General features: G+C 68.3%; 20 protein-coding genes. 8 read left to right on the forward strand and 12 right to left on the reverse strand.

What is annotated here, in order from left to right:
- Positions 1 to 65: 65 nt before the first annotated feature.
- The 3 genes from JUB13_RS29935 to JUB13_RS29945 form a co-directional block, all read right to left on the reverse strand.
- A complete protein-coding gene (locus JUB13_RS29935) occupies positions 66 to 377 on the reverse strand; it encodes a hypothetical protein (protein WP_207485924.1) in 312 nt (103 codons plus the stop codon).
- A gap of 143 nt (positions 378 to 520) precedes the next feature.
- Positions 521 to 1,000, reverse strand: a complete 480-nt coding sequence (locus tag JUB13_RS29940) for a hypothetical protein (RefSeq protein ID WP_207485925.1) — start codon at positions 998 to 1,000, stop codon at positions 521 to 523.
- Positions 1,001 to 1,230: 230 nt separating this feature from the next.
- Positions 1,231 to 1,437, reverse strand: a complete 207-nt coding sequence (locus JUB13_RS29945; RefSeq protein ID WP_207485926.1) for a DUF3126 family protein — start codon at positions 1,435 to 1,437, stop codon at positions 1,231 to 1,233.
- Between the two features lie 371 nt (positions 1,438 to 1,808).
- Here JUB13_RS29945 and JUB13_RS29950 point away from each other — a divergent pair, with 371 nt between their 5' ends.
- The 4 genes from JUB13_RS29950 to JUB13_RS29965 are packed head-to-tail and all read left to right on the forward strand — an operon-like array spanning position 1,809 to position 2,979.
- Positions 1,809 to 2,180, forward strand: coding sequence for a hypothetical protein (locus JUB13_RS29950; protein ID WP_207485927.1), 372 nt, complete (start codon positions 1,809 to 1,811; stop codon positions 2,178 to 2,180).
- 2 nt (positions 2,181 to 2,182) lie between these two features.
- Positions 2,183 to 2,452, forward strand: a complete 270-nt coding sequence (locus JUB13_RS29955) for a DUF5985 family protein (protein WP_207485928.1) — start codon at positions 2,183 to 2,185, stop codon at positions 2,450 to 2,452.
- Entirely contained in the window at positions 2,452 to 2,727 is a 276-nt protein-coding gene (locus JUB13_RS29960; protein WP_207485929.1) for a DUF5985 family protein, read from the forward strand. Before JUB13_RS29955 ends, JUB13_RS29960 begins: the two co-directional genes overlap by 1 nt.
- A 33-nt stretch (positions 2,728 to 2,760) precedes the next feature.
- Positions 2,761 to 2,979 carry a hypothetical protein gene (locus tag JUB13_RS29965; RefSeq protein ID WP_207485930.1) on the forward strand — a complete coding sequence of 73 codons (219 nt, stop codon included), beginning with the start codon at positions 2,761 to 2,763 and terminating at the stop codon, positions 2,977 to 2,979.
- Between the two features lie 90 nt (positions 2,980 to 3,069).
- Here JUB13_RS29965 and JUB13_RS29970 read toward each other — a convergent pair whose 3' ends face one another.
- A complete protein-coding gene (locus JUB13_RS29970) occupies positions 3,070 to 3,318 on the reverse strand; it encodes a cold-shock protein (RefSeq protein WP_236025339.1) in 249 nt (82 codons plus the stop codon).
- 233 nt (positions 3,319 to 3,551) lie between these two features.
- Here JUB13_RS29970 and JUB13_RS29975 point away from each other — a divergent pair, with 233 nt between their 5' ends.
- Complete coding sequence (locus JUB13_RS29975) at positions 3,552 to 3,848, forward strand: hypothetical protein (protein ID WP_207485932.1); 297 nt, start codon at positions 3,552 to 3,554, stop codon at positions 3,846 to 3,848.
- A 97-nt stretch (positions 3,849 to 3,945) separates the two neighbouring features.
- On the opposite strand, the gene JUB13_RS29980 is transcribed toward JUB13_RS29975, so the two are convergent.
- From JUB13_RS29980 to JUB13_RS30000, 5 genes are all read right to left on the reverse strand, one after another.
- Complete coding sequence (locus JUB13_RS29980; RefSeq protein WP_207485933.1) at positions 3,946 to 5,667, reverse strand: right-handed parallel beta-helix repeat-containing protein; 1,722 nt, start codon at positions 5,665 to 5,667, stop codon at positions 3,946 to 3,948.
- A gap of 416 nt (positions 5,668 to 6,083) precedes the next feature.
- Complete coding sequence (locus tag JUB13_RS29985; protein ID WP_207485934.1) at positions 6,084 to 7,838, reverse strand: right-handed parallel beta-helix repeat-containing protein; 1,755 nt, start codon at positions 7,836 to 7,838, stop codon at positions 6,084 to 6,086.
- Positions 7,839 to 8,040: 202 nt separating this feature from the next.
- Positions 8,041 to 9,273, reverse strand: a complete 1,233-nt coding sequence (locus JUB13_RS29990) for an acyltransferase family protein (RefSeq protein ID WP_207485935.1) — start codon at positions 9,271 to 9,273, stop codon at positions 8,041 to 8,043.
- Positions 9,270 to 10,667 carry a lipopolysaccharide biosynthesis protein gene (locus tag JUB13_RS29995; protein WP_207485936.1) on the reverse strand — a complete coding sequence of 466 codons (1,398 nt, stop codon included), beginning with the start codon at positions 10,665 to 10,667 and terminating at the stop codon, positions 9,270 to 9,272. Before JUB13_RS29995 ends, JUB13_RS29990 begins: the two co-directional genes overlap by 4 nt.
- Positions 10,668 to 10,824: 157 nt before the next feature.
- On the reverse strand, positions 10,825 to 11,589 hold the full coding sequence (locus JUB13_RS30000) for a hypothetical protein (RefSeq protein ID WP_207485937.1): 765 nt from the start codon (positions 11,587 to 11,589) through the stop codon (positions 10,825 to 10,827).
- Between the two features lie 251 nt (positions 11,590 to 11,840).
- Here JUB13_RS30000 and JUB13_RS30005 point away from each other — a divergent pair, with 251 nt between their 5' ends.
- The 3 genes from JUB13_RS30005 to JUB13_RS30015 are packed head-to-tail and all read left to right on the forward strand — an operon-like array spanning position 11,841 to position 16,513.
- Positions 11,841 to 13,616, forward strand: coding sequence for an N-acetylglutaminylglutamine amidotransferase (locus JUB13_RS30005; RefSeq protein ID WP_207485938.1), 1,776 nt, complete (start codon positions 11,841 to 11,843; stop codon positions 13,614 to 13,616).
- Positions 13,617 to 13,623: 7 nt separating this feature from the next.
- Positions 13,624 to 15,363 (forward strand): N-acetylglutaminylglutamine synthetase, encoded by a 1,740-nt coding sequence (gene ngg, locus JUB13_RS30010; RefSeq protein ID WP_207485939.1) that lies wholly within the window; start codon positions 13,624 to 13,626, stop codon positions 15,361 to 15,363.
- Between the two features lie 28 nt (positions 15,364 to 15,391).
- A complete protein-coding gene (locus tag JUB13_RS30015; RefSeq protein WP_207485940.1) occupies positions 15,392 to 16,513 on the forward strand; it encodes an osmoprotectant NAGGN system M42 family peptidase in 1,122 nt (373 codons plus the stop codon).
- Positions 16,514 to 16,541: 28 nt separating this feature from the next.
- On the opposite strand, the gene JUB13_RS30020 is transcribed toward JUB13_RS30015, so the two are convergent.
- The 3 genes from JUB13_RS30020 to JUB13_RS30030 form a co-directional block, all read right to left on the reverse strand.
- Positions 16,542 to 17,456: a cyanophycinase gene (locus tag JUB13_RS30020; protein WP_207485941.1), complete on the reverse strand. Its 915-nt coding sequence runs from the start codon at positions 17,454 to 17,456 to the stop codon at positions 16,542 to 16,544.
- On the reverse strand, positions 17,453 to 20,239 hold the full coding sequence (gene cphA, locus JUB13_RS30025; protein WP_207485942.1) for a cyanophycin synthetase: 2,787 nt from the start codon (positions 20,237 to 20,239) through the stop codon (positions 17,453 to 17,455). The genes JUB13_RS30020 and cphA overlap by 4 nt, the downstream gene beginning before the upstream one ends.
- A gap of 196 nt (positions 20,240 to 20,435) precedes the next feature.
- A complete protein-coding gene (locus JUB13_RS30030) occupies positions 20,436 to 21,413 on the reverse strand; it encodes an SDR family oxidoreductase (RefSeq protein ID WP_207485943.1) in 978 nt (325 codons plus the stop codon).
- Positions 21,414 to 21,932: the final 519 nt, after the last annotated feature.

Consider the following 21,932-nt stretch of genomic DNA (forward strand, 5'->3'; position numbering starts at 1 on the left):
GCAGCTTATCGCCTTGCCGCGACAGGCGGAACACGGATCTCGGCCACAGGACTCCAGGGGCAGGCTCAGGCCTCGGCGCGGCCGCGCAGCTCTGCCAGCAGGAGGGCGGCGGCCTCGGGGTCGCGCTCGGCCAGCTCGGTCGCATCCTGGATCTCGCGCAGGAACCCGGCGTTGCGGCGTATCTTCTCCTGGGCCTGACCCAGCCCGTCGCCGAATCTGCGAAGGCCCTCCTCCAGCGCGCGCGAACTCGCACCCACGGCATCCGCGATTGCCGCGAACTCGCCATGGATCCGGCCGACGAGGCGGTTCGTCAGGGCGTTCGCCGCGTCGGGCCCCGTGACCACCCTGGCCAGCGGGAAGGGAATCACGGAACCCATGCTCGGCCTCGCGCGTCTCTCCGCGCTCACGGCACGGCAGTGATCACGGTAGCGTCAGGCCGGCCGTCTTGCCAGCAATACGAGCAAAGCGATCAGTCTTTAAAAAGCAAGAAAATATCGAAACAGACGCCGCAGCGGACGCGTCAGCCCTGCTCGTCCGTCAGGACCGTAAAGCTCAGGACGGCCAGCGGATCGGTATCCCCGTCCTTTCCGACCTGCAGGATGATCCGGTTCTTTCGGGGCTCGTCGCGCCATTCGAGAACCCGCCCGGCGCCCGCGACCGTCTCCGAGACCGGATCGCCGAGACGGGTGCGCAGCTTCGTCTCCACCAGATCGGCCGTGTCCAGCGTCTGCGTCGCCGGCAGCAGGTCGATGCGCGCGAGCTGGTTGTCGTTGAAGAAGAAGCGCGTCTCGTAGGCCAGCAGGTCGGTGTGGTGATGCCCCTTCAGCCCGGGATACTCGACGCCCGGCGCGGGCTTGACCTCGACCACGATCCTGGTGGCGCCCTTGGAAGCCTTCAGCACGTCGGTGGGGGTCATGCCCCAGCGCGTGTACTGCCAGTCGGCATGGGCGGCACCGCTCGCCAGGACGGCGAGGGCCGCAGCGAAAGCGATGCGAAGCACGGCAGGCTCCCTGCGACGTCAGGTTGGGACAACATAGCCTTTTTGCGTCGCGGCGACCAGCGGATCGCCGAAGCGACCCGGACGCGGCGACCATGCCCCTGCTCAGCGCTCCCGCGCATCCGCGCAGCAATGACAGGCGCGCCCCGCGATCCCCTCCCCTCGGCGCACCAGGCCGCGCGGGCGGGGCCGAGGGTGGGGCCGAGGTCGGGTCCCTCCGCCAGGACCCTGGGTCAGGCCAGGTCTTCGGACAGGATCGCCATGGTCAGCGTGTAGGAGACCTCGCCGTCCTCCTCGTCGCGGTCCAGCGTCGCGATGAACTCGTCGCCGACATAGACCTCCGACGGGCCCTTCCCCTTGGCCGGGGCGACCCGGATCGTGCGGTTGCCGAAGGTCCGCTGGAGGAAGGCCTGCAGTTTTTCCACTTCCTTGGCGTTCATGTCTCTGTCCGAATGTCGGTCGTGGTGACGGGGCCATATAGGCAATCGGTGGATCCACGTCCATCGTGATCGCCGCCATTGGGGCTGATGGACATGTGCTGATCGGCGGGACCGAAGGCGCCTGCCCTTCGCCTCCGCCATAGGCCCTTCGTCGGATATGCAGAAAGTCCTGCTGGCGATTTGCTTTTTGCGATTTCCGGCGCAGCCATGGTAGCTCCTCCAGGCACAGTTACGAAATCGTTCCACCATGAGCGTCCCCCTGAGACACGGCGGATTCCGAACCGGCCATCGGCAGCAACGCCGGCCCCGCGGGCCTGGAACCGCCCAAACACCGCCAAGACGTGGGCGCCGGGCCGGCACGAGGGAGCGGTATGATCGGTGAGGATGCCCGGCGCTTCCTGCAGGGCACGACGAAATCCGTCTGGGCGCTGGAGCTGCTGCTCCTGATGCGACGCTGCGCCGACCGCTCCTGGTCGGCCGAGGAGCTGATCCAGGAGACCCGGAGCAGCGATCTGGTGGTCCGCGAGGGGCTAGGCAATCTCAAGCAGGCCGGCCTGCTCGTCGAGGAGACGCCGGGGCTTTTCCGCTACCAGCCGGCGGCGCCGATGCTGGACGACTGGGTCGCCGAGATCGAGATGGCCTACGCCCAGAAACCGTCCGTCGTCATCCGGGAAATCTTCTCCGCCCCCGACAGCAAGGTGCAGATCTTCGCGGACGCGTTTCGCCTCCGTGGGAAGGAATGACTATGGAAGCGCTGAAGTCCACCGTCTATTTCCTGTGCTTCGCAACAGCGGTCTTCTGCACGTTTCTGCTGGCCCGAAGTTACCTGCGGACACGGAGCAGGCTGCTCCTGTGGGCCGTGCTCTGCTTCATCCTGCTGGCCATGAACAACGTCATGCTGTTCCTCGACGTCGTCGTCTTTCCGACCGAGATCAACCTCCTGCCCTTCCGCAATATCTCGGTCCTGGCAGGTCTCGGCATCCTTCTCTACGGCTTCATCTGGGACGCGGACTGATGGACGCCACGGCATACACCTTCCTGTCCGGCATGATCACCATGGGCTATGTGATTGCCGGGATCTTCTTCCTGAAATTCTGGCACCGCACGCGGGATTCGCTGTTCGTGATCTTCTCGGCGGCCTTCCTGCTGCTGGCGCTGAACCAGGCGGTGCTGGCCCTCGGCAACATCGTGCGCGAGGAGCAGAGCTGGATCTATCTCCTGCGCCTGGCAGGCTTCACCCTGATCATCGTCGCGATTATCCGCAAGAACATGAGCCGGTCGCGGCGCTAGCGCCGACCGGCCGCCCCTCGGAAAGGCACCGCCATGAACGACGAGATGCTGGATGCCTTCGTCGCCCTCCGGGACCTGGTCGTCAGGCTGCAGGTCGAGCAGGTCGAGACGCTCAGGACCATGCAGCTTGCCATCGCCAAGCTCGCCGAGCAGGCGGCCGCGCAGGAAGGGCGCCTCGAGCTCCTGCAGGGCCAGGTGGAGGCGCTGCTCGGCGCCCTCGAGACTCAGGAGCCGCCCCACAGGATGAACTGAGGCACGTGCGGGGCACCCGAGCAGGGGCGTGCGGCGGGAGCGTGCGGGCGCGGGTCCGGGCCGCAGCGGGCCGTCGCGCCCGCGCTGGCGTCAATGCGGCAGGCGGCTCAGGGGCCGGTCGACGTAGTGGATCGCGCTCACCTCGGGGCCGCGCTGGCCGGGGATGATCTCGCAGAAGATCACGGTGCCCGCCTCGAGATTGCCCTGCCCCGACCGCTCGATCACGGCGGCCGGCAGATACGCGTCCGGGGACCCGTCCGAGACCCTCACGAAACCGTAGCCCTTTTCACGGTCGAAGAACTTCACCATCGCCTCGATGTCGTCGTGCGCCGAAGCCATCACGGGTCGATACCTTCTCGGGATTGCTGGGAAAACCGCGCCGCATTCCGGCGCGCACCCCTGAAACGTGTACCCGGCGAAGGCGTTCCGCAACCCGTCCATCCGCCCGACGGGACTCGCATGGATGATCTTGGGTCCGGCCGATTGGCTAGCCCTACAGGAAATTTGCCCCTTTCGATCGCGCCGCGCGTTCGTCCGGCGTGAGGTTCGCGGAACAGGAATCGGGTGAAACCATGAATGTCGGACTCCGTCCCTACAACGGCGTCTTCGTCTTCGAGCCGCTCCTTCCCGTCCGTCCCGTCCAGGCGCTGCAGCCCCGGGAAACGGTCGAGGAGCCGGTGCTCGATCTCGACGACGAGACCGATGCCGATGACGACGACCTGCCGCCGGCGGACCCGAACCGCCCGCGCGGCTGGTTGGTCTCCGAACGCGAGTTCGAGCGGGTGTTCGACTCCGCGCGCGGGCGTTTCGAAGACGTGCCCCGCCGCAAGCGGCCGCCGGCCTCCGTTCCCCCGCTCTTCGGCTGCTGATCCCGTCCTGCCGCACCGGGGCATGCATGCGCGAAGGGCCGGCGGAAATCCGCCGGCCCCCGCAGGATGCAGCCGAATGCAGCCGTGACTTCGAAGGTCAGGCCAGGACGTCGTCCAGCGTGACGCCGTTGCCGACGCCGGCCAGAGTGATCGAGTTGTCGCCGGGCAAGTCCAGGACCATCGACCCGTCCTTGAAGAACACCTTCACGGCCGAGGACGCCACGCTCGCATCGAGGTCGATGTGGTCCTGACCGACCACGAAGCCCTTGATCAGGTCGTGGCCGTTCTCCTTGACGAACTTGAAGAGGTCGGCCGTCCTGGCCTGCGCCGTCAGCAGGTTGTCGAGGTCGTTGTCGGTGACGACCGGCTTCCCGGAGGTCTGGCGGATCTCCAGATTCTCCACGTGGGAGGCCATCTTCCAGCTGTTGCCCCAGAGCAGCGCGGTGTCGGTCCCGCCACCGGCCTTCTCGACGACCTTGTCGCCAGGAGCGCCGATCGCGTAGGTGTCGTCACCCCCGCCGCCGGTCATCGTGTCGTTGCCCGAGCGGCCATCCAGATACTCCTTGGCGCTGGTGCCGGTCAGCGTGTCCGCCTTGCCCTGGGTGTTCGAGCCGTAGAGGGTCTTGGTCCAGGCGGCGCTGGCCTTCCAGGAGCCAGAGACCGGCGCCTCGGACGACGGAGCCTCGGACGGCTTCGCCTCAGTGGGCATTGCCTCGGACGGCGCCGCGGCGGGCGAGGCCTTGCCGGGCTGGTTCGCGGCGCCGGTCTTCACGGACCAGGAACCGCTCGCGCTGTTGCCGGACTGGGTGATGTTCTTGGAACCGCCCGCGATGGTCAGCCAGTCGCCCCCGCCGGTGATGTTGCCGGAGAAATGGACGTTCTTGGAGATCCAGCCGCTGTTGTCCTTGTCGACATGGGCATGCGATTCGTAGCTGCCCTTCGGGTTCAGGTAGTTGTTCTTGACCTGGGAATCCCAGCCGGACAGCACGTTGATCGCCCGCTTCCCGACATCCAGGATCTCGTTGCTCTCGACCTTGATGTTCTTGGCCTCGAACCCGGTCTTCGGGAACAGCGCCCCGGTGTTGGTGGACCAGCCGCCGATCAGGATCCCGTCGGTCTTCATGCCCTTGATGTAGTTGTGGTGGATCGAGATGTTCTCGGATGCACCCTTCACCGTGATGGCAGAGAGACCATTCAGGTTCTTGAAGGTGTTGTAGGCGAAGACCGAGTTGGTCGTGTAGACGTTGTCCAGGCCCTCCTCGCCGACGCCACCCTCGATGGTGTTGCCGACAACGACGAAGTTCTGGGCCTGCGACAGCTTGATGCCGTCGTCGATCTTCACGTTCTTGATGATGTTGTCCTGGATCACGACGTTCTTCGTCATGCCTTGGGCGCCCATCTTCCGGATGTCGGAACCCGACATCGAGAACTGGATGCCGTTCTTGCCGCCCTGGGTCTCGAAGCCCTTGATGATCCAGTTGTCCTCGCCATGGGCGTAGATCGGCCCGTTCGAGGTCGAGGACGAGACGATCTTGGCGGCACCGATGCCGTCGGCCGAGGTCAGCCAGATCGGCTTGTCGGTGGTGCCGTCCTTGGTGAGCTGCACCGACTCCTTGTAGGTCCCCGCCTTGACCATGATGGCCGTCCCGGGGGTTGCCTTGTTCACTGCCGCCTGGATGGTCTTCAGCGGCGATCCCTGGCTGCCGGAGTTGCTGTTGCTGCCATTCGGCGAGACCCAAAGATACTTGGTGGGCTTCGCATTCTCGAACGGGATGTAGGCATTCGCCACCGGGCTGATGGAAAGGGGATCGTAAGCCATTGTGCCTCCTGATACTTCGGGCCGGGAGATCCCGCGCCCCGGAACGTCCGGGGCATGCACGCCCCTGGGCCCGTTCCAAACTCATGGGTCGGGAGGGCGCGGCACACCTTTGGCTGTGGCACTGCCCGTTTCCCAACGTTCGGTGGCACATACTTACGTTGGTGGTACCCCTTTCAGGCGTGACAAGGCGGCGACAGGCAAAGACGATCCGAGGTCATTCCGGAGACAAAACCGGGACGCTCCCACCCCTGGCGGGTTCCGTCCAGCTTGCCGTGCCGGTGACCGCGCCTGAGCCTGCGCCGCCCCGTAACCGTCGTGCGTGTCTTGAAAGAAGGCCGGAATGGAGTTGGCCGGCCTTGGACAACCCTCCCTGGAGAGGATCATCCCGGAGGGATCAGTGAGGGATCAGTGAGGGATCAGTTCAGGATGTCGAGCAGCCCGACGGAGCTGCCCAGACCGGTCAATGTGATGGAGTTGTCGCCGGGAAGGTCGAGGATCAGGTTCCCATCCCGGTGCTGCACAGTGATTTCGGACTGCGTGATGCCGTCGAGCTCGATGCGGTCCTGACCGACCTCGAACCCGTCCACCCGGTCGTGGCCGTTGTCTTCGACGAAGTGGAAGAGGTCCTGCGACCTGTCCTGGGCGACCAGGACATTGTCGAGGGTGTTGTCCGTCACGGCCGCCGTGCCGCCGGCCAGCCGGATCTCGATGTTCTCCACCTGGGCCGGCAGGGTCCAGCCGGGCGTATGGATCAGGACGGTGTCGGTACCGCCGCCGGCCTTCTCGATCACGGCGTCGAGCGGATGGCCCACCACATAGGTGTCGTCCCCGCCGCCGCCGATCATTCTGTCGGCCCCGGACCGCCCGTCGAGCAGTTCGTGCGCGCCCGTGCCGTTCAGCGTGTCCACCTTGCCCTGGGAGCTGGCGCCATGGAGCGTGCTGGTCCAGGCGGCGCTGTCCTTCCAGCTCCCCTGCGTAGCGTCATTCTGAGGAGCGTCATTCTGCGGGGCGCTCTCCTCCTCCGCTTCGGCCGGCGCAGCCGCGGGCTCGAGTTCGGCCGACAGGACCTCGGCAGTCGAAGCGCTCGCGCCGCCCCCGCCAGGGGGGTGGTCCGCTCCGGCCCTCACGGACCAGGAACCATCGGCGTCGTTGCCGGACTGGGTGACGTTCTTCGAGCCGCCGCCGATCGACAGCCAGTCGCTCCTGCTGGTGATGTTGTCGGCGAAGTGGACGTTCTTGGAGATCCAGCCCAGGTTGTCCTTGTCCACATGGGCGACCGTCATGTAGTCGCCCTGCGGGTCGAACTTGTTGTCGCGAACCTCCGAGTCCCAGCCGGACAGCACGGTTACCGCGCGCTTGCCGACATCCTGGATCGCGTTGTTGTGGACGTCGATGTCCCGGGCCTCGTAGCCGCTCTTCGGGAACAGCGTTCCTGCGTTGGTCGACCAGCCGCCGACCACGATCCCGTCGGCCTTGATGCCGTCGATGAAGTTGTGGTGGACGTCGATGTCCGAGGACGCCCCCTTCACGGTGATCGCGGAAAGGCCCTTCAAGTCCTTGAAGGTGTTGTAAGCGAAGACCGAATTGGTCGTGTAGACGTTGTCGAGCCCTTCCTGGCTGGCTCCGTTCTTGACGGTATTGCCGACTACAACGAAGTTCTGGGCCTGCGACAGCTTGATGCCGTCCTCCTTGGCGCTCGTGATGACGTTGTCCTGGATCACCACGTTCTTGGCCAGGCCCTGGCTGCCCATGCTGTTGAGGTTGTTGCCGGACATCGAGAACTGGATGCCGTTCTTGCCGCCCTGGATCGCGAAGCCCTTGATGACCCAGTTGTCCTCGCCATGGGCGTAGATCGGCCCCTTCGAGCCCGAGGACGAAACAATCTTCGCGGCGCCTTCGCCGTCGGCTGAGGTCAGCCAGATCGGCTTGCTGGACGAGCCGTCCTTGGTGAGCTGCACGGACTCGTTGTAGGTCCCGGCCTTCACCATGATGGCCGTGCCAGGCGCCGCCTTCTCCACGGCGGCCTGGATCGTCTTCAGCGGCGATCCCTCGGACCCGCTGTTGGAATTGCTGCCCTTGGGCGAAACCCAGAGATACTTCGTGGGCTTGGCGCCGTCCCAGGGAACGTAGCCGTCGGCCAGTGGCGAAATGGACAGGGGATTGTAAGCCATGTGTGCCTCCTCGTCGGTTGGCGGCGGAAGGTCGCACGCCGGTCGAGCCGAGGACGGTACGGCGGGGGCTTGCGCCCGCCGCTGCCGCCCAGGTCGGCCAGAGGCCCGAATTAAGAGATAATTAACCTTGTCATCGGGGTGACAATGCCGCGACAGAGGGGCGAATTATCGGCCCTTTTTGCGACAAAGCTTGGATCCGGGCTCAGCTCGCCCGCGTGACGACCGGATCCGGGGAGGCTGCCGGCGATGCGGCGGCGGCCGTGGATGCCGTAGCCGCACCAGCGGGCGCGCCGCGGCGCGGCCCGTCGGCACCGTTGAAGAGCAGGCGCAGCAGCGCATACCGCTCGATCAGCAGGAAGTGGATGGCGAAGGGCACGGCGACGGCAACGAGCGCGATCGCTGCGAACTCCGCGAGCGGCGGAAGTCCGATTCCCAGCATCAGGAGGCCACCCGCAAGCACGATGGGATGGTGCAGCAGGTAGACCGTGAAGGCGGCCGCGGTGAAGCGCTGCACCGTGGCATTCGGCGCAGCGAAGACCGAGCGCGCGAAGGACAGGACCAGATGGCAGCCCATCCAGGCGGCGATGCCCCGCAGGGCGTGGTGCGCGAACTTTCCGGCCACCGAAGTGGTGTCGGGTAGCAGCAGGAATGCGGCGATCGCCGCCGCGGCGGCCAGCACGGAGAGCGGACTCGGCCCGGACAGGCGGTCGAAGGCCTTGGGCAGGCGGCCCAGCAGCAGGCCCCCGAGGAAAAAGGGCAGGTTGAACAGGAACCGCTGGATCTCGACTGTGCCGAACAGCATGTAGCCGTCCAGGGCGGGCACGGCGCGGCTGAGCCCCGAGACCCCCACGGAATAGGCGGCCGCCAGGGCCAGCAGCGGCAGCGGGCTGCGCAGCGTATCGGGCACGGCGCCGGCCACCCGCTCGGCCAAGCCGTGCACGCCCAGCGCCTGCAGGAGGGCGAACCCCGCCGCCGCGATGGCGCAGTAGAGAAAGAGGTCGATTAGGAACCACAGGTGAAGGACCCAGGCGCCCGAGCGCCACGCGGTGACGAAGGCGTCCGAGGCCGCGAAGCGCAGAAAGTTCGCCTCGCCCGCCGCCAGCCCGTAGACCAGATAGACCTGCAGGATCCCGACCGTCAGCGCCGCCGTCGCCAGGGGCAGCAGGAGGCGCCGCGCCCGCGTGGCGACGAAGCGCCCGGCCCCGATTCGCGACAGCACGGCGGGCACCAGCAGGCCTGCCAGGATGAAGAAGCAGGGCATGCGGAAGGCGTGGAGCAGCTCGGCCAGAAGCCCCAGCGCCCCGTTGACGTCGGGCGAGGCGACGCGCCAATGGGCGTCCGGCGCATAGATCAGCGCCGTATGGTAGGGAATGCCGAACAGCATCAGGAAGCTACGCGCGGCGTCCAGATGGTGCAGGCGCGGCTTCTGGCTCATGACGCGGCTCCGACGGCTGCGGCGGGCTCCCGGCCGGGCGGTCCCGGGCGGAGCGCCGGGGGCTCGGCGGCGAGCTGGAGGTCGTGCCGCCGGACCCGGTGGAGGACGATGAGCGTGGCGGCGAGATGGTGCAGCAGGCCCACCAGCGAATAGCCGATCACTGCTCCGTAGATGTCGGAATGCATGGCGGCCAGCGGGATCACGCCCAGCCGCGGCACCAGCACGGCCAGCTCGAGGGCCAGAAAGCGCCGCTGCAGGCCCAGCACGGGCATCAGCATGAAGGAGGGCAGCGAGACGAACCGCACCAGCCACCACGCGGCCATCCAGCGGATGTAGGAACCGGCCTCGCGCCATTCGGCGCCGAAGGCGAACTCGAAGAGCCATGGCCCTGCCAGCACCAGCACCAGCGCCGGCCCGAGCGCCACCAGGCCCAGGCCACCGCTGGCCCGCAGGAAGGCGCCGCCGATGGGCCGCCCGGTGCGGTGCAGCTCGGCCGCGCGCTGATAGAAGACGCGGCAGGCGGCGTCGCCCAGCATCGTGACCGGCAGCTCCAGGAGCCGGTAGGCGAACCAGTAGAGCCCGGCCGCGACGGGACCGAAGAACGGCGTCAGCAGGATCGCCGGCGCCGTCACCACGGTGGAGTACAGCAGCGACATGGGGGCGTTGTAGAACGCGAAATGCCGGTGCTCCCGCGCGGCCCGGAGGATGCCATCGCGGTCCACCGACTTCCAGAGGTCGCGCCAGCCGCGCGCGAAGACCTGCCGCGCGAGCACGAGCATCGCGACGCCCTGGCCCAGGATCTGCCCGAGCACGAGCCCGAAGGCGCCGGTATGCGCGAAGCCCATCGAGAGCTGGAACGCCGATACGCCGAAGGAGCGCGAGAGCTGCGCTGCGCCCAGGCGCGAGAACTCCTTTCGCCGGGTCGGCCAGTAGGACAGTACCTGGTAGCCCGCATGGACGAGCACCGAGAGCGGCAACAGCGGCAGCAGCGGGACGAGGTTCTCGATCTCCAGGACGCGCATCAGCGGCACGCCTGCCACGGCCAGGAAGAACCCGGTCGCCGCCGATGTCGCCAGGACAAGGCCCAGGGCGAGGGCGAGCACGTTCGCCGCTCCGGAATCCTCGCGCTCGAGGACCACGGCCAGCTCGTAGCGGCCGCTGGCCACCACGACCGCGGTCATCACGATAGCGCCGAACAGCGCGAAATGCCCGAAATCCGCGGGGTCGAAAAGCCTCATGAGGATGGGATAGGCAAGGATCGTCAGGACCTGCCCGAGAGCCGTCCCGGAGGCGATGCCGGCCACGCCGCGTAAGGCTGGAATCGCGGCAAATCGCGCCACGATGGAGGAGCGCCGGCGACCCTCGTCCTGGCCACCACCCCGCCGAAGGCTCATCGTCCCATCCTCTCGCCGCCGAACCCGCGGCCGATGCCCTGGCCGCGGGGGCGGCCACAAGCACCCCTATGAAACCCTCCCGCCGGCCGGCGTTCAGCACAGGGATCGGAGTACCACGCGCGCGCGAATGCACATCCCCGCCCCGGGTCGGGGGCACCTAGAACGCGCGCTGCAGTCCCAAAAGCAGACGGAAGTCGGGCGAATCCGGGCCGAGGCCAACGCCCGCGCCGCCGGCAAGCACGAAGCCCTCCGCGATGGAATGGCGCAATCCCGCCTCGACCAACTTGTCGACTTCGTCCCGGCCGCGGGCGGGTTCCCGCACGAGGTCGAGGACCAGCGCCGTCGCCCCGCCCACCGGCAGGCTGGCGCCGACTGCCGCGAACGTGCGGTCCGCGCGCTCGTCGGGGTCCGCGTCCACGAGGTGGCGCCACGCCAGGTTCACGTGCAGCCGGGGCGCATCCTTCCCCGTGCCAAGTCCGCGGCTGGCGAGAAGCATCAGCTCGAACTGCGCGGCCTCGTCTCCGGAGCCGTAGGGAAGCGTGATCTCGGGCTGGATGGTCAGGCCGAACCCGCCATCGCGGGGTTCCACCAGGTTGTATTCGAGCTGGAAGCCCACATCGCCCCGATCCGCGTCCTCTGCGCTGCCGAAGGTGTAGGAAGGCGCGACCGAGACCGAGAGCCCGCGCGCCAGGGATAGCTCGACCTCGGGATCCGCGACGATGGCATTGCGCCCGCCGTCCGTGCGCTCGAAACCGAATCGGAGCTTCAGCTCCCGCTCGCCGGCGTCGATCCGGGACGCGGCATCGATCGTGATCGGCAGGCCGCCCGAGGGATCCACTGGCGGCTCCGCCCGTACCCCTGGCGCGCCGAGCCAGAGAGCTGCCGCAACCGTCGCCGCCGCGATCGCCGATGCCCGCGCCATGGCCGCCTCCGTCCTGTATGCCCGCGGCCTCAACATCCGCGCAGGCGGGGCGGTTGCGCGGACCTTTCCGGCTGCACCCCATGCGGCCGGCAGGCCCGGCGGCCTTGCCGCGCTGATCGTCGGAAGTACGTCTTCGGTCTGGACTCGGCAACATTTCTCCATCGGCCCGTGTTGCCCACCCGTCAAGAACAACAGGGCAGGGGTCGAAGCGTCGTTGACCGGGCGACCCCGTACTTAAGGGAAGGGGTCGTATGTGCGGCATCAGTGGTGAGATCCGGTTCGACGGACGTCCTGCCGCCCTATCGGCTGTCGAGGCCATGGCCGAGGTCCTCGTCCGCCGCGGGCCCGATGCGGCCGGCATCTTCGCGCAGGGGCGGCTCGCCTTCGGACACCGCCGGCTCAGCGTCATCGACCTGTCCTCGGCGGCCCAGCAGCCGATGGTGGATGCGGAGCTGGGGCTCGGCATCGTCTTCAACGGCTGCATCTACAACTATCCGGAGCTGCGCGCCGAGTTGCAGGCGAAGGGCTACCGGTTCTTCTCGCACGGCGATACCGAGGTGATGCTCAAGGCCTACCATGCCTGGGGCCGCCGCTTCGTCGAGCGGCTTTACGGCATGTTCGCCTTCGCGATCTGGGAGCGCGACAGCGGGCGGGTCACGCTCGGCCGTGACAGGCTCGGCATCAAGCCGCTCTACCTTGCCGAGATCGGGGGCGGCCTGCGGTTCGCGTCCTCCCTGCCCGCGCTGCTCGCGGCTGGCGGGATCGACACGGCCATCGATCCCGTCGGCCTGCACCACTACATGAGCTTCCACGCGGTGGTGCCGGCGCCACGCACGATCCTGAAGGGCGTGCGGAAGCTGCCGCCGGCGACGCTCCTGACCATCGAGCCCGACGGCGCGCGTACCGAGGAGACCTACTGGACGCTGTCCTTCGAGCCACGCCCCGGTGATGCCGAGCTCTCGGAGCGCGACTGGCAGGACGCCGTCCTGGCGAGCCTGCGCAAGGCGGTCGAGCGACGGCTGGTCTCCGACGTGCCGGTCGGGGTTCTGCTGTCCGGCGGCCTCGACAGCTCGGTGATCGTCGCACTGCTGGCCGAGGCCGGCCAGACCGGGCTGAAGACGTTCTCGATCGGCTTCGAGACCGTGGGCACGGAGCGCGGGGACGAGTTCCAGTACTCCGACCTGATCGCCCAGCGCTTCGAGACCGACCACAACAAGCTCTTCATCGACAGCAGCCGCGCGCTGCCAGCGCTGGCCGACTGCATTGGCGCCATGTCCGAGCCCATGGTCAGCCACGACGCGATCGGCTTCTTCCTGCTCTCGCAGGAGGTCGCCAGGCACGTGAAGGTCGTGCAGAGCGGCCAGGGAGCCGACGAGATCTTCGCGGGCTACCACTGGTACCCGCCCATGATGGATGCCGCCGATCCCGTCGGCGCCTATGCCGGCGTCTTCTTCGACCGCGACCACCGGGAGATGGCCGAGGCGCTCGACCCCGCCTGGCTCGCCGACCACGACGCCAGCCGCGCCTTCGTGGAAGGGCATTTCGCCCGGCCGGGTGCACCCGGCCCGCTGGAGAAGGCGCTGCGCCTGGACACCACCGTGATGCTGGTCGAGGACCCCGTGAAGCGGGTCGACAACATGACCATGGCTTGGGGGCTCGAAGGGCGCGTACCCTTCCTCGACCACGAGCTGGTCGAGCTGGCGGCCCGGGTCCCGGGCCGGCTGAAGGTCCGAGACGGCGGCAAATGGGTCCTCAAGGAGGCGGCGCGGCGCGTCGTGCCAGCCGAGGTCATCGACCGGCCCAAGGGCTATTTCCCGGTGCCCGCCCTGAAATACCTCCGCGGCCCCTATCTGGACATGGTCCGCGACGTGCTGAACCAACCGGCCGCGCGCGAGCGGCGGCTCTTCAACCCGGCCTATGTCGAGCGGCTCCTGGCCGACCCGGAGGCGCACATCACGCCGCTGCGGGGCTCGAAGCTCTGGCAGGTCGCCCTGCTCGAATCCTGGCTGCAGATCCACGGCCTCTGAGACGAAGATGCCCCACAATCACCAGTTCAGGCTGACCCCTCCCCCCCTGTGGCTCGACGGCATGGCGAACACCGGCTGGGCCGGGGAAGAGCCGCCTGCCTCGGCCCCTGCCGAGCGCGCGATCGTGGAATGCGGCTGGGGCCGGCTGATCTTCGCCCATACCTTCGCCGAGACCCAGGACCTGATCCGGACCATGCGCGAGGAACGGTCTGGGCAGCGCGACATCGCGATCTACCTGAACGATCCGCACGTGGTCCTGTCCCAGGCCCATACCGAGCTGTTCCTGGACCCCTCGCACACCTACCGCCTGCACCTGTCCCGGTACCGGGCGGGCCGGCGGCGCGCCCTGGGCATCGAGATCATGCGCATGCGCCGCCGCGAGGACGTGGACGAGGTCAACCGGGTGCTGGCGGCGCGCGGCATGGTCCAGGTCGACAAGGAGTTCTACTGGTCCTCCCGCGACAGCCGCGTGCTGACGCCGCTGGTGGCGATCGACAAGGGCACCGGCGCCGTGGTCGGATCCGTGATCGGCGTCGACCACGTCCTGGCCTTCGACGATCCCGAGCGGGGCTCCTCGCTGTGGTGCCTCGCCGTCGATCCGCAGGCGGCCCATCCCGGGATCGGCGAGGCGCTGGTCCGCGCCCTGGCCGAGCACTACAAGCGGCGCGGCCGGGCCTTCATGGACCTGTCGGTGATGCACGACAACAAGAACGCCATCGCGCTCTACGACAAGCTGGGATTCCAACGTGTGCCGGTGTTCGCCGTGAAGACGAAGAACTCGATCAACGAAAAGCTGTTTGCCGGCCCGACCACGGACGCGCGGCTGAACCCCTATGCGATGATCATCATCAACGAGGCCCGCCGCCGCGGCATCGCGGTCGAGGTCCTCGATTGCGAGGCCGGTTATTTCCGCCTGACCTATGGCGGCCGCAGCGTGATTTGCCGCGAGAGCCTGACCGAGCTGACCTCCGCGATCGCCATGAGCCGCTGCGACGACAAGGCGGTGACGCGGCGGGTGCTGGCCAAGGCGGGGCTCTTGGTTCCCGACCAGACGGTGTCCGCGGGGCCGGAGGCGGACGGCGATTTCCTGGAACGCCACGGCAGCGTGGTGGTGAAGCCGGCGCGCGGGGAACAGGGCCAGGGCATCACGGTCGACGTGCGCGATCCCGGCACGCTGGCCAGCGCCATCGAGCGGGCCAAGGCCTTCTGCAGCACCGTGCTGCTGGAACAGTTCGTCAGCGGCATGGACCTGCGGGTCCTGGTCATCGACTACCGGGTCGTGGCGGCGGCGATCCGCCGCCCGGCCGAGATCGTGGGCACCGGCGAGCACACCATCGCCGAGCTGATCGAGGTGCAGAGCCGCCGCAGAGCCGCCGCCACCGGCGGCGAGAGCCGGATCCCCATGGACAGCGAGACCGAGCGCTGCGTGCGCGACGCCGGCTACGCCATGACCGACGTGCTGCCCGACGGCCAGATCCTGGCGGTGCGCAAGACCGCCAATCTCCATACCGGCGGCACGCTGCATGATGTCACAGACCGGCTGCACAGACGTCTGGTAGATGCGTCGATCGAGGCAGCGCGCGCTCTTGACATCCCGGTGGTCGGGCTCGACCTTCTAGTCAAGGACGTTTCGGGGCCGGATTATGTGATCATCGAGGCCAACGAGCGGCCCGGGCTCGCCAACCACGAGCCCCAGCCGACTGCGGAACGCTTCGTCGATCTGCTGTTCCCCTATTCTGCGCCTTAGGACCGCCGAACGCGCAACTGGAGAAGGTATGGATCAGGCTTTCACGCCGACACCGGTCATCGAACGGCCGGCCATCGACATGGACTATGTGACTGGCCTGCTCCGCCGCCTTCTCGAGATCCCCAGCCCGACGGGCTTCACCGATCAGATCACGGACTTCTGCTGCGAGGAGCTGCGCAGCCTCGGCATCCCGTTCCAGTTGACCCGCCGGGGCGCCATCCGCGCGGACCTCGTGGGCAAGCACAGCCGCAACGACCGCGCCGTGGTCGCGCATGTCGACACGCTTGGCGCCATGGTGAAGGCGCTGAAGCCCAACGGTCGGCTGGAGCTCGTCCAGATCGGCACCTGGTCGGCCCGCTTCGCCGAGGGCGCGCGCTGCACGCTGTTCACGGATACGGGCAGCTACCGCGGGACGATCCTGCCGCTCAAGGCATCGGGCCACGCCTTCAACACGGGCGTGGACGAGCAGCCGGTGGGCTGGACCAATGTCGAGCTGCGGGTCGATGCGCAGTGCGCGAGCGAGATCGATCTCCTCGCCCATGGCATCAATGTCGGGGATTTCGTCGCGATCGACTCCCAGCCCGAGTTCGACCCGGGCGGGTTCGTCAACGCGCGCCATCTCGACGACAAGGCCGGCGTCGCCGCGATGCTGGGCGCGGCCAAGGCGATCCTGGACGCTGGCATCACCCTGCCGGTCGACTGCCATCTCGTCCTGACGGTATCCGAGGAGATCGGCACGGGCGCCCGCGCCGTGCTGGACCGCGACGTGGCCGAGGTGCTGGCCATCGACATCGCGACGCCGGCCCCCGGGCAGAACAGCCGCGAGACCGGCGTGACCATCGCCATGGCCGACAGCTCCGGCCCCTTCGACCGGCAGCTCACCCAGAAGCTGCTGGGCCTGTGCCGGACCCACGACATCCCGCACCAGCGCGACGTGTTCCGCTTCTACCGCAGCGACGCCGCGGGCGTGATCGAGGCCGGCTACGACCTGCGAACGGCGCTGGCCTGCTTCGGCGCCGACAGCTCGCACGGCTACGAGCGCACGCACCTGTCCTCGCTGCGTGCGCTGGCCGAGCTGATCGCGGTCTATGTGCAGACCGGAACGGCCTCCACCCTCCAGGACCTCGGCGAAGGGCTGGTGCTGACCTGACCGGAGCGCGGCGGCCTGCACACGGCGGTCAGGAGGCCGCCGCCCGCGTCCGCGCCTGGCTCGACTTCCTCGTCTCGTCCAGGAAGATCGGCCGACGCTCGGCCAGGTTGAAGGAATCGCCAGTGCTGAGGACGTGCAGGCGCACGTCGTGAATCGACAGGGCGCGCTCCGGCTCGGCCTCGGCGATGTTCGAATGCGTGACGCCGTGGCCGTCGACGACGTAGACCGCGCCGTTGCCGATCACGCGGAAACGGTTCCCCTCGACCACGACGGCCGTGTCCTCGTCAATGCCGATCCCGAGGCCCCGCGGGTTGTGGGCGACGGCCCCGAGCAGCCGTCCGATCCTGCCGCGCTCCGCGAAGTGCTGGTCGATGATCACGTCGCGGATCAGGCCCAGTCCCGGGGCCATGTGAAGATCGCCGATCCGGTACGATTCCCGGTTCGGCCCCTTCACCAGCATGGTGTCGCTCATCACTGACGCGCCGGCCGAGGTGCCGGCGACGACTCCGCCGGCCTCGAAGATCTCGCGGACCCGGAGCTCCACCGGCGTGTCGCCGATCTGGCTGCTGATGCGCAGCTGATCGCCGCCCGAGAAGAACACGCCGGCGGCGCCGTCGAACATCCGCAGCTTCGCCTCGTCCGCGGTCTCGGACCGCTCGTTGACGTAGAGCTCCTCCATCTCCGTGACCCCGAGGTCCTGGAAGGCGCGGCGGTAGGCATCGAAGTATCCCTCGGGCGCGTGCGAGGCGACGGTCGCGACCACCAGCTTGCCGCCGCCGAGACGGCGCGCGACCTCGCGCAGGATCGTGCGCTCCCCCTCCTTGTCCTCGCCGCCGCCGATGATCACGAGCGGTCCGCGCCCGGGCCTGCCCTCGGGCCCTGCAGCGCCACCGGAATTGCCGGCGCCTCCTGACTGGTCGCCCCCGGATCCGTCCCTCTTCATGCAACGCCCCTCAGCCGGTTCCGGTCGTCATGCTGCCCGTCCTCTCCGGGCCGTACCGCGCGCGCGGGGTCGAAGGTCAGGACCTGCTTCCACATGTCCTCCACTTCGGTCGGCGTCAGCACGACCAGGTCGCCGGGCTGGGCCAGCGACAGGCAGACATTGGCCGCCTGCTGCTCGTCGAGGATGCAGTGGGTCCGCTCGCGCGGGAACCCGGCCCAGAACGCTCCCTCGGCCAGCAGGTCGACGATCTCGCCGGGCTTGCGGCCGCGGCGCGCGGGATCCTCGCGGAACACGATCTCGTCGAAGATGCCCGCCGCGATCTCCCCCATCTGGCGGATGTCGTCGTCCCGCCGGTCGCCCGGAATGTTCACCATACCGATCACCCGGCGGTGCTGGCTGCGCAGCCCCTTGACCAGCCCGCCCAGTGCCCGCATTCCGGCAGGGTTATGGGCATAGTCCAGCAGCACGCGGAAGCCGTGGCCGTCATAGACGTTGAGCCGGCCCGGCGACTGCTCGAAGGAGGTCGAGAAGGCCGCAAGCGCGCCCCGGATGGTCTTCAGCGGCACCCCATGGGCATGGGCCATCGCGACGGCGGCCAGGGCGTTCTGGATGTTGAACTCGGCCAGCCCGCCGAAGGTCGCCGGAATCTCGGCCGCGCACATCAGGGACAGGCGCTCGCCGTCCTCGTGGATCACGATCTCGCCGCCCCGCGCGCCGTGCTCCCGCAGGACGGCGAGGCCGCCGCGCCCGACATGCCGGCGCAGGAGTTCCGGCATGTCGTCGCCGCCGCGCATGGAGAAGTAAACCGTCCGGCCCCCGGCGCGGCGGGCCATGCGCGCCGTCAGCGGGTCGTCGGCGTTCAGCACGCTGTGGCCGTCCCGGTGCACCGCCTCGACGACCACGGACTTCACCCAGGCCAGGTCCTCGATGGTCTCGACACCCTTCAGCCCCAGATGGTCCTCCTCGACGTTCAGGACGGCGCCCACGTCGCAGCGGTCGAAGCCCAGCCCCTCTCGCAGGATGCCGCCGCGGGCGGTCTCCAGCACGGCGGCGTCCACCGTGGGGTCGCGCAGAACCATGCGGGCGCTGCGCGGGCCGCTGGCGTCCCAGTCGGCGATCCGCTCGCCGTCCACGTAGACGCCGGTCGTCGTGGTGAAGCCGACGCAAAGGCCGTGGTGACGCAGGATGTGCGCCAGCATTCGTACGGTGGTCGACTTGCCGTTGGTGCCCGTGATGGCGAAGATGGGGATCCGGCCGGCGGTGCCGCGGGGGAACATCATCTCGACCACCGGGCGCGCCACGTTGCGCGGGCGCCCGGCCGAGGGCTCCAGGTGCATGCGGAAGCCGGGCGCGGCATTCACCTCGACGACTCCGCCGCCGGTGTCGCGCACCGAGCGCGCGATGTCGGGGGCGATCAGGTCGATCCCCGCGATGTCGAGTCCTATGGCCTGCGCCGCGCGGCGCGCGATGACGGCATTCTCCGGGTGGATCTCGTCGGTCCGGTCGATGGCCGTGCCGCCCGTCGAAAGATTGGCGGTGTCGCGCAGCCAGACGACCTGGCCGGCCTCGGGCACGCTGTCGAGGCCCAGGCCGGCCCGCTCCAGCAGGGCCAGGACATGGTCGTCGACGGTGATCCGGGTCATCACGGATTCGTGCCCCTCGCCGCGCCGGGGATCGCGGTTCACCTCCTCGATCAAGGCGGCGACGGTGCCGGCGCCGTCGCCGACCACATGGGCCGGCACGCGCTCGGCGACCGCGACCACTTCGCCGCCGACGACCAGGACGCGGTAGTCGCGACCCTGGAAATGCTGCTCGACGATCACGCGGCGCCCGTGCCGCGCGGCCTGCTCGTAGCCCCAGCGCACCTCGTCCGCAGTGACGAGCCCGAGGCTGACGCCGCGCCCGTGATTCCCGTCCAGCGGCTTGGTGACGACGGGATGGCCGAGCCGGGCCGCCTGCACGGCGGCCTCCTCGGCCCCGCGCACGACCACGCCCTTGGGGACCGGCACGCCCGCCTCGGTCAGGATCAGCTTCGTCAGGTTCTTGTCGCTCGCGGTCTCGGTCGCGATGTACGAGGTCATCCCGGAGATGCTGGCGCGCAGCCGCTGCTGCTGCCTGCCGTGGCCGAGCTGGACGAGGCTGAGGTCGTCGAGCCGCAGGACGGGAATGCCGCGGCGTACGGCCTCGGCCACGATGGCGCCTGTCGTCGGCCCGAATGCCACCTTGCGGTTCATACGCCGAAGCAGATCCAGCGCGGCCGAAAGGTCGAAGGCGCCGGACAGGACCGGCTCCTGGTCGTCGCGGTAGGCCAGGTCCAGCCCCTCGACCCCGTGGAGATCCTCGGGCAGCAGGGAATCGACGAGCTGCAGGGCCAAGCGCCCGGCAAGCAACCCCACCTTTGCCTCGCGGTACTGGAACAGGATGTCGTAGACGCCAGGCCGGCCCTTGACCGAGCGTGTTTTGCCCCGCGTCGCCGGCGAGCCGGCGCTGGTCTGCAGCTCCAGGGCGACATGCTCGGCCACATGGCCGAGCCAGGTGCCCTCCTCCAGCCTGCGCACGAATCCGCCGGGCTCCTGGTAGCTGCAGCCGTGCCTGCGCAGCCCCGGCAGCAGAGCGAGCAGGCTGTCCGAGAACCCCGGCAGCCGGTCCGTGGGCCATGCCTCCAGCGCCCGCAGATCCACCTGGATGTGGACCATGGGGATATCGCCGAAAAGATTCGGCCCGCGATAGACCTTGCTCGCGATGACGCGGATCCCCTCCTTGCTGGCAGCCCCCTCCGTCATCGATGCCCCCCGGCCGCGCCGATCCGTCCCAGCTTCATCACGCCTTTGGCCTCTTCGCCTTCCGTAGCAGTCCCAACCCTCCCGGATGGGAGCGGGGACCATCCAGTTAGGCAAACAATCCTTGAGAGCCGGCGCCCGCAAAGCTGGGAGAGCTATTCCTTTCGTAGAGCGCGCCTGGGCTGCGTGCGGCCGGCGATCACGCCGACCTGCGCCACCGGTTCAGCGCGAGCATGCCGAGCGGCACCGCCACTAGCGCCGTGGCAAGCAGCGGCACCCCGCCATCGTTCGGCCCCTTCCGCCAGCCGCCACGGACCGGCCGCCCGTCGCGCATGGGCTCGAACAGGGTTCCCTTCGTCTCCGGGGACGGGTCCGAGGCCAGGAAGCCGTAGTTCAGCGCACGGCCGTTGATCCGCGTCATGACGCCCGGGGCGATCCGCTTCAGGGTGACAGCCACCTTTCCCGCCCCGCCGATCACAACCTCGGCGCGGGGGCGGCCGGCCAGCGCCACGACGGTTTCGGCGACCTTCTCGGGCGTGTAGACCGGGGGTGCCGCACGCACGCGGTGGTGGCTGAAGTTTGCGGCGTGGTGGAAGAACGGCGTGTCGATCACTGCGGGCAGGATCGTGCAGACATGAATGCCGGGCTGGTCGAGCACCTCCTGGCGGAGGGCCTCGGCAAAGCCGCGGACCGCGAACTTGCTCGTCGCATAGGCCGTGGAGTCCGGCTTGGCCAGACGCCCGACGATGGAGGCGTTGTTGATCAGTATTCCGCGGCCCTGCCGGCGGAACACCGGCATCACGGCCCGCGCGCCGTGGACGTAGCCGAAGAGGTTGGTCTCGATCACCCGCCGCCAGACATCCGACGGGATGTCCTTGAAGCGTCCGAAGACGCCGACGCCGGCATTGTTGAACCAGACATCGATCCTGCCGAAGCGCTCGAGTGCGCGCAGTGCCAGCTCCTGCACCTGATCCTCGTCGGTTACGTCGGTGGGCACGGCGAGCGCCGCGCCCCCAAGCGCGCGGCACTCGCGCGCCACGTCCTGCAGCATGTCGGCGCGCCGTGCGGCGAGGACGAGGCTGGCTCCGCGCATGGCGAAGGCATGGGCCGTTGCGCGGCCGATGCCGCTGGAAGCGCCCGTGATCACGACCACGGATCTGCCGGCTGAAAGGGGCATGGGCCCTCTCCCCTGGTGAGTTTTCGGTGATGAGCGTCGATCCGCAGCTGCGCCTTTGCTGCACTGCGGAAAGATTTCAGAACAGCCGGGGGTTCCGGGGGTTCCCGGCCGGGATACCTCCGAACCCGGCAGACCGCGGGGGACGCAGGGATATGAGAAGGCATATGCAATTGGGGATGGGCCAGACAGAACCGATGCAGTCCATCAAGACCCAGGAAAGCATATCATTTGCCCAAACAAGAAAGGCCGCCCTTTCGGGCGGCCTTTCCATTGTCAAACCGCAATAGCGGTTGGACCAGTAAGCGTCAGCTCAAGCAAAGATCTTGCTGGAGGCGACGATCCTGGCTGCCATGACCCGCGGATGCGGCATAAGACAATGAGACACAGGATCACCTCCTTTCTGTTGTTGCGACAGTACGAACCATATGGTCCGGCGGCCGCACTGCAGCAAGGGGAATAATCGTCCGGCGCAGGAAATTCACGGGCCTCGCAGCGGCGGATGAAAGGCCCCCTTGACCT

This window comes from Arenibaculum pallidiluteum, from assembly GCF_017355985.1.
Taxonomy (GTDB): Bacteria; Pseudomonadota; Alphaproteobacteria; order Azospirillales; family Azospirillaceae; genus Arenibaculum; species Arenibaculum pallidiluteum.

Excerpts from the sequence above, each read along its gene's own strand:
- JUB13_RS29995 (WP_207485936.1), bottom strand. The coding sequence starts at position 10,667 with ATGAGCCTTCGGCGGGGTGGTGGCCAGGACGAGGGTCGCCGGCGCTCC.
- JUB13_RS30005 (WP_207485938.1), top strand. The coding sequence starts at position 11,841 with ATGTGCGGCATCAGTGGTGAGATCCGGTTCGACGGACGTCCTGCCGCC.
- JUB13_RS29985 (WP_207485934.1), bottom strand. The coding sequence starts at position 7,838 with ATGGCTTACAATCCCCTGTCCATTTCGCCACTGGCCGACGGCTACGTT.
- JUB13_RS29955 (WP_207485928.1), top strand. The coding sequence starts at position 2,183 with ATGGAAGCGCTGAAGTCCACCGTCTATTTCCTGTGCTTCGCAACAGCG.
- JUB13_RS29980 (WP_207485933.1), bottom strand. The coding sequence starts at position 5,667 with ATGGCTTACGATCCCCTTTCCATCAGCCCGGTGGCGAATGCCTACATC.
- JUB13_RS29945 (WP_207485926.1), bottom strand. The coding sequence starts at position 1,437 with ATGAACGCCAAGGAAGTGGAAAAACTGCAGGCCTTCCTCCAGCGGACC.
- JUB13_RS29975 (WP_207485932.1), top strand. The coding sequence starts at position 3,552 with ATGAATGTCGGACTCCGTCCCTACAACGGCGTCTTCGTCTTCGAGCCG.
- JUB13_RS29990 (WP_207485935.1), bottom strand. The coding sequence starts at position 9,273 with ATGAGCCAGAAGCCGCGCCTGCACCATCTGGACGCCGCGCGTAGCTTC.
- JUB13_RS29970 (WP_236025339.1), bottom strand. The coding sequence starts at position 3,318 with ATGGCTTCGGCGCACGACGACATCGAGGCGATGGTGAAGTTCTTCGAC.
- JUB13_RS29965 (WP_207485930.1), top strand. The coding sequence starts at position 2,761 with ATGAACGACGAGATGCTGGATGCCTTCGTCGCCCTCCGGGACCTGGTC.
- JUB13_RS30000 (WP_207485937.1), bottom strand. The coding sequence starts at position 11,589 with ATGGCGCGGGCATCGGCGATCGCGGCGGCGACGGTTGCGGCAGCTCTC.
- cphA (WP_207485942.1), bottom strand. The coding sequence starts at position 20,239 with ATGACGGAGGGGGCTGCCAGCAAGGAGGGGATCCGCGTCATCGCGAGC.
- ngg (WP_207485939.1), top strand. The coding sequence starts at position 13,624 with ATGCCCCACAATCACCAGTTCAGGCTGACCCCTCCCCCCCTGTGGCTC.
- JUB13_RS30030 (WP_207485943.1), bottom strand. The coding sequence starts at position 21,413 with ATGCCCCTTTCAGCCGGCAGATCCGTGGTCGTGATCACGGGCGCTTCC.
- JUB13_RS30020 (WP_207485941.1), bottom strand. The coding sequence starts at position 17,456 with ATGAAGAGGGACGGATCCGGGGGCGACCAGTCAGGAGGCGCCGGCAAT.
- JUB13_RS30015 (WP_207485940.1), top strand. The coding sequence starts at position 15,392 with ATGGATCAGGCTTTCACGCCGACACCGGTCATCGAACGGCCGGCCATC.
- JUB13_RS29950 (WP_207485927.1), top strand. The coding sequence starts at position 1,809 with ATGATCGGTGAGGATGCCCGGCGCTTCCTGCAGGGCACGACGAAATCC.
- JUB13_RS29935 (WP_207485924.1), bottom strand. The coding sequence starts at position 377 with ATGGGTTCCGTGATTCCCTTCCCGCTGGCCAGGGTGGTCACGGGGCCC.
- JUB13_RS29960 (WP_207485929.1), top strand. The coding sequence starts at position 2,452 with ATGGACGCCACGGCATACACCTTCCTGTCCGGCATGATCACCATGGGC.